This is a genomic window from Bartonella sp. AP3QHHD, from assembly GCF_042195765.1.
Classification (GTDB): Bacteria; Pseudomonadota; Alphaproteobacteria; order Rhizobiales; family Rhizobiaceae; genus Bartonella.
Genome location: NZ_JBHIPC010000005.1, coordinates 1 through 6,569, shown reverse-complemented (window position 1 = coordinate 6,569; position 6,569 = coordinate 1). Strand labels below are relative to the sequence as shown.

Annotated in this window: 3 protein-coding genes and 1 pseudogene; all 4 read left to right on the top strand. The window is 32.7% G+C overall.

Translation table 11 applies throughout. From position 1 onward, the window contains the following. Positions 1 to 88: 88 nt before the first annotated feature. Positions 89 to 747: pseudogene (locus ACFIL7_RS00130) on the top strand (type ISP restriction/modification enzyme); the annotation flags it as partial. 1,586 nt (positions 748 to 2,333) lie between these two features. Continuing rightward, a complete protein-coding gene (locus ACFIL7_RS00125; protein WP_375675348.1) occupies positions 2,334 to 3,317 on the top strand; it encodes a hypothetical protein in 984 nt (327 codons plus the stop codon). 81 nt (positions 3,318 to 3,398) lie between these two features. Further along, the gene (locus tag ACFIL7_RS00120; protein ID WP_375683227.1) at positions 3,399 to 4,088 is read left to right on the top strand and encodes a hypothetical protein; all 690 of its coding nucleotides are present in this window, start codon (positions 3,399 to 3,401) and stop codon (positions 4,086 to 4,088) included. A gap of 94 nt (positions 4,089 to 4,182) precedes the next feature. Beyond that, a complete protein-coding gene (locus ACFIL7_RS00115; RefSeq protein ID WP_375683226.1) occupies positions 4,183 to 4,962 on the top strand; it encodes a hypothetical protein in 780 nt (259 codons plus the stop codon). Positions 4,963 to 6,569 lie beyond the last annotated feature (1,607 nt).

The following is a 6,569-nucleotide window of genomic DNA, read 5'->3' as shown; positions in this document are numbered from 1 at the left end:
GACAACAAGAAACACTCCATTATTATCGCTTGATAAGAAAAATAGCATGACAATCGCTTATTTACTAAAATAAGAAAAAAAGAAAATGCGTAATGCCATAACTGATGAAGAATTAGCATATTTAAAAGCCGTTTATCCCAATGAAAAAATTACTAAAGATGATATCTTTTTTACGGTTATGGACTCTTGCATTCAGAAGATTATCGCTCTCGTTATGCTGATAATTTATGCAAAGAATTACCTCGTATCCCTTGTGTAAAGAGTGCTGATGATTTTTGAAAATTTGTAACAGCAGGGCGTGAATTGGGTCATTTGCATGTGAATTATGAAGATGTAGAACCTTATCCTGTGACCTTTAAAAAGGGTAATCCAAAATTAACTGACATCCCTAATCCAGAAAAGTTTTATTACGTGACAGAAATGAAATTCGCAAAAATTAAGGATAGTAAGGAAAAGAATAAATCAACAGTTACTTATAATAGCAATATCATCATGACAGATCTCCCTAAGTAAGCTTATGAGTATATCGTCAATGGCAAGCCTGCTCTTGAATGGTTTATGGGGCGTCAATGCGTTAAGACAGATAAAAAGAGTGGTATTGTTAATGATGCTAATCACTATGCTGTTGAAACCATTGGCAACCCTGCCTACCCTCTAGAGTTATTGCAGAGGGTTATTACCGTAAGTTTAGAAACAATGAAAATTGTTAAGAACCTACCAAAATTAGAAATAAGAGAAACCGAATAACTTATAAAGCATGCTCACATAATGAGAGTGATAACCTTACAAGGGGTATAGAGCTTATAACCATAATCTATACCTCTCTTGTTAAGTTGATTACATACAATCTTTAAAAAGAGTGTTTATATGCGTTATTCTAAAAAGAAATCATTTGCACTTTTAAATACTCTTATTTGGATTGCTTTAAGACTTTTAAGAAACCCACTCTTAAAATGAATTAAATTTTTTTACATTGCCTTTAAAAGATTATACCGTAATCTAAAATGAGTGCTTTATTGTTTTCAAAAGCTTTGTTTAAAGAGAGTTATGTATATTCATTTTACTTATAGGTTTTGAAGGTGTAAAAACCGTCAAAACCCCTTCAAAACGTATATTATTAGTTGAATTTATAGGTTGTGTTATCAATATGAGTTGTTTTTTTAAGATCTGTAAAATCTTAACCTATTGAAAAATAACGTTTTTACTTTTTATCGTTTTTTTATCTAAAAGGGGCAACCCTCAAAACTCAAAACCCCTTCAAAACTCATAACCATAATGGTCTTGATAGCATTTCTTATGAGTTATAAACCATCTTTTGAAAGGCTTTAAAGGATCACATGCTTTTCATAAGACATGTTTTAATCATTCACTAAATGATCACTTTTGTCGATTCAATGTACTGACATAAACTGACAAATATATATTTACAGTTGTATTTATTTGTTATGGCTGTTTTAATAAGTTGTATTTTGAAAAATTGATAAAACTTAACTTATTGAAATATAATGATTTTAATTTTCTCTCATTTAAAAAAAATGATATAGGTTCTAAAAAGAACTGACAAAAATGACAAAAGTTTATTAAAAGGGATTTTGCTCATCTCTATAATTATCATTCTCTCTTTAGATGTTTTCATAACAGACAATAAATCGCAATTATCCTATTTATCATTTCTCTTATGAACATGAAAAATGATGCCATGGCTATAAAGAACATAACAGCTATAGAGAAAGCAAAAATGCAAATGAAAGCATTTGTTATAAGAGCGCGGTGCTATTAAGGTCGTTTAAATTAAAGCCCCTTATAAACAAAATTCACAAAAAATTTAAAATTCATTTAGTAACAAAATTGATAGGTTATAAAGTTTAAAATACGCATTATGAGAGCGTTTCTAAATATTATAAATGTATAGATTCAGAAAATAACGCAATCTTTTAAGAAAGCCAATAATATAGCTTTAAAAGCATATAAATATAAAAGAAGCAATTAATAGGCATAAGACATTATCAACACACAACGTATTTAAAAAATAAGAAAAAATATCAAAAAAGATAAAATATTGTTTGACAATAAATACGTATTTTGTTATATAAATACTCAAGTGATGAAAACACTAAACAGATAGCGAAGAGGTTGCGATAAACCTAATCCTATTAAAACTGACTATCTTTTATGCTCTAATTAGCATATATGATGATTTTGTCGGGTGTAGCTATGCTATACAATACCCTTCGCGAGGGAAAAGCATAGCAACGGACTATCTGCCGTGTTTTCAACACCCGATACCCTTATAGGGTGTCAATTGAAAACTTTTAAACAGATAGGTTTTAATTATGACAAATATCTCAAAAAACACCCCCGTTATCTCTAATATTTCAAATGAAACTGCGCTTGCTAATCAACAAGAGCCTGCAAAAAAATACGAATTTACAGGAGAGACAATAGAGGTTGGTGATTATACTCTTTATCGCATTCGGGCTTTAAGGGATTTTGCTAATATAAAAGCTGGTGATCTAGGCGGCTTTATACATAAGGTTGCAAATTTAGCTCATAATGGTGATTGTTGGGTCGGTGGCAATGCCATGGTTTATGGTGATGCTCGTATTTACGATAATGCCCATGTTTCGGATAATGCAAAAATTACTGGATCTGCAAAAATTTATGAAAATGCAAGGGTCTATGGCAATGCTAGCGTGCATATTAGAGCTGAGGTTTATGGCAATGCGCAAGTATATGAGAACGCATTGGTTTATGGTGATATTTTTGGACATGCTAAAGTGTATGGAAATGCAAAAATTTATGACACTATTTATGGCAAGTTTCTTGATAAAACTAGAATTTATGGCAATGCTGAGGTTTATGATAAAGCACGTGTTTTAGGAACCTCTCAGGTTTATGATAATGCCCATGTTTATGAAAATGCTATAGTTTTTGATAATGCTAGGGTTTGCGATAATGCCCATGTTTGTGGCGCTGCTATGGTCAATAGAGAAGCCAAGGTTTATGGGAATGCTATAGTGACTGGTTATGCCCATGTTTATGATAGGAGCTGCGTTTATGACAATGCCAAGGTTTATGGCAAGGTTTATGGTGGTGCTTGGGTTTCCAATAATGCTTTAATTTCTGATAATGCCGAGGTTTATGATGATGCTCGCATTTATGACAATGCAAAAATTTATGGCAAGGTCCATGGTGATGCTCATGTCTATGGCAATGCCAAGGTAATTGGCTATACTGAGATTGGTGGTGATACCAAAATTGGTGGCAATTATAAAGAACCCGTTATCACTGGTGATATTGTTTTTACAACTGTGTAAATGACGCGCGGGCGCGGCGGGGGCGCCCCTCTTTAAACATTTCATTCTAAAATTCAAATCTATTTATAAAGGAATTGTGCTATGCAAAAAAAGTTTGCACTCACAAATGAGACACGTGTATTTAATAATCAAACTCTTTATCGCATTCGGGCTTTAATAGATTTTGATGATGTCAAGGCTGGTGATTTAGGGGGCTTTATTGAAAGTGAAAACAACCTCTCGCATGATGGCAATTGCTGGGTCTATGATAATGCTCTTGTTTTAAATCCTGCCCATATTTATGAAAATGCCAAGGTTTTTAATAAGGCTATTATAATGGGCTTTGTTTATGGCAATGCTCATGTATGTGATTGTGCCCGCGTTTATGCAAATGCTCATGTTTATGACAATGCGCATCTTTCTTATAATGCTTGGGTTTATCATCAGGCGCGGGTTTATGGCAATGCAAAATTATCAGGAAGTGCACGTATTCATAGCAAGGCGGTAGTTTATGATCATGCTGTTGTTAGTGGCGCTGCTAAAATTTATGGCAAGGTTTATGGGAATGCTAGCGTGGGTGGGTATGTTAAGGTCTATGGTTCTGTTTATGGGAATGCAAAAGTGACTGGTTATCACACCATTAGAGGTTTGGTACATGGCAATGCAAGGTTAAAAAGAGATGGTTATTCATATGTTGAACAAAACGTTTACTATGCATATGGGATTCCTGAGGATTGTGAAATTTATGAAAACGATACCGTTGTAAAGATTATTGAAAATAACGCTGCGTAAAGACGCGCGGGCGCGGCGGGGGCGCCCCTCTTTCAAATTTTCCCATTCCAAATTTTATCAAATGTTTATCACATTAAATTGTGAGGGTATCTCTATGTGCAAAAAATACGAATTAACCAGTGAAATCAAAAAAATCAAACATGCTCTTACTCGAAATATTATAAACCTTTATCGCATTCGGGCTTTAAAAGATTTTGATGATATAAAGGCGGGGTCTTTAGGCGGCTTTATTGAAAAGGAAGTTAACCTATCCCATGATGGTAATTGCTGGGTGTATGATGAGGCTTGTGTCTATGGTCATGCAAGAGTGTATGACAATGCAAAAATACGCCATTTTTCTCAAGTCTGTGGTCAAGTTTATGGCAATGCTGAAGTCTATGGAAAAGCTTTTATCTCTCAATATGCTAAAGTTTATGACCATGCTTTTGTCTATGGCAATGCTCATGTTTATGGCAATATTTATGGTAATGCTCATGTGAATGGTAGTGCCCGCATTCTTGCTGATGCTCATATTTATGATCATGCGCATGTTTCTTATGATGCTACGGTTTTTAGTTATGCACGCGTTTATGGTCATGCCAAGGTTTCTGGCTTGGCTTGTATTTATAGCCATGCAAAAATTTATAATTATGCTGTTATTAATGGTCGTGCAAAGATTTATGGCAAGGTTTATGGAAATGCTTGTGTGAGTGGCTCTTGTGAGATTTATGGCTCTGTTTATGGCAATGCTAAAATCTCATATTGTGCAACGATCTGGGGGCGTGTTTATGGCAATGCAAAAATCAATAAAAAAAGCAAAGTAAGGTTGGTTCCAAAAAATTGTGAGGTGTATGAAAGGGATAATGTTGTCAGTATAACTGATAAAACAGAATAAAGAACGGCGTGGGGGACGTGCCTTCTTTATGGTGTATAAACGCATATAAAACGCATTGCTATAAACATCTCATAAAAGATAGCATTCATAAAAAAAAGCCGTGTCAAGTGATATGACGCGGCTTTCAAATAACGATTATAATGATAGAAAAATAATCATCCACAATGGAGTAATGAATGCATATATACAAAACGTATTATATTGCAAGCGCTCTATTGAGATATGAAAACTTATCAAAAGGAATGTAAATGATGCGTATGATCTTTAATCACTCTTTTGAATGGGAGAGCCTATAAATGCTTTTTGTTTCTCTCAAACGTATTAATCATAACGTCTTTATCTTTTAAAGAGATTCATTGAAAACAAAGCCCATGATCATGATGCTTCTTTTAAAACGTTTCAATATACTAAGCTCAAAATCGAGCTGAGTGAATTCACATAACGCATTCTATAAAATCAAAACGCTTGTTAGCTTTAACAAAACTCGTTTTTTACATTTACGAGTATTGGTTTTCAAAACAATCTCTCATAAGACAAATAAATAACCGCTTTTATCAAACGCAAGGCTTTAAAAACTGTTATAAACATCTGTTTCAAATGTTTAAACGTTCATTTAGAAAGGCTTTCATAAGTTTCTTTTAAACAGAACTTCTTTGCAAATTAATCGCTCTATATTTGTGCTCTGTACTTTTAAATGGTAACTTTTAAAACGTTTTTTAGTACCATATCTAAGGTAAAATAGTATTTTACTGCTATGGTATTACCCGCCTCCATTTTTTTGTGGAAGCGAATAATTCCGTTCTTAAAAACTAGTCTGCAATCTATTCATTAAAAGGCTTTTCATTTCATAAGATATAAAATACCTCTTTATCGTTTTTTTAACTTTTAGTAAGCGTTTTAAAAGCGATTTTATCCTTAATCCTTTTATGCAATTTTTTAAATTAAACCTATAAGCTTATGACAGGTTCAAACAGTTAATTTCTTTAATGCCATTTTAGAGGTTTTTCCCAATTTTGGGAAAAATTATATGATCTCTATTTTCTATAAATGCGTATCTTTTGGTACAATTTATCTTATAACAGTTTCAAACGATTACCCTCTATAGGTAATAAGATATTGCTATAGCATTTTTAGATTTTACGCTTCTCAATTTTGAAAACTGTAATTTTATGTTTTTATCATGCGATTAACAATCCAATCATTAAAACAAGATGTGATCTTTAAACGTATGTTATCGATAATTCCAAACAACTAAATTTTAAACAATGCGATTTTGAGTGATAAAAACATATCATAAAATTTATAAACTGTTATGAATGATATCGGCTTTTCATTTTATTTGAATACACACATGCGTTATAATATTCACGTCATGATTTGCTTTTTATGGTCTATTCATACATGGCAATCTTATATAAAAAATGATCAAATGAATCACGTATAAAAAGATGGATTCTTAAGTGGATTCATATAAAATAATTGCAAACAACATATTGACTTTATTGCATTTTTTTGTATAATGTGACTCTGTAAACCAAAAGGGAGTCTCTACCTGTGGACTTCCTGCTATTTGGTCAAATTCTTGATTACACTTGTCCAAAGCATCC

What these genes read in the sequence shown, in the direction of transcription:
- ACFIL7_RS00115 (WP_375683226.1), top strand. Translation starts at nt 4,183, where the DNA reads ATGTGCAAAAAATACGAATTAACCAGTGAAATCAAAAAAATCAAACAT.
- ACFIL7_RS00125 (WP_375675348.1), top strand. Translation starts at nt 2,334, where the DNA reads ATGACAAATATCTCAAAAAACACCCCCGTTATCTCTAATATTTCAAAT.
- ACFIL7_RS00120 (WP_375683227.1), top strand. Translation starts at nt 3,399, where the DNA reads ATGCAAAAAAAGTTTGCACTCACAAATGAGACACGTGTATTTAATAAT.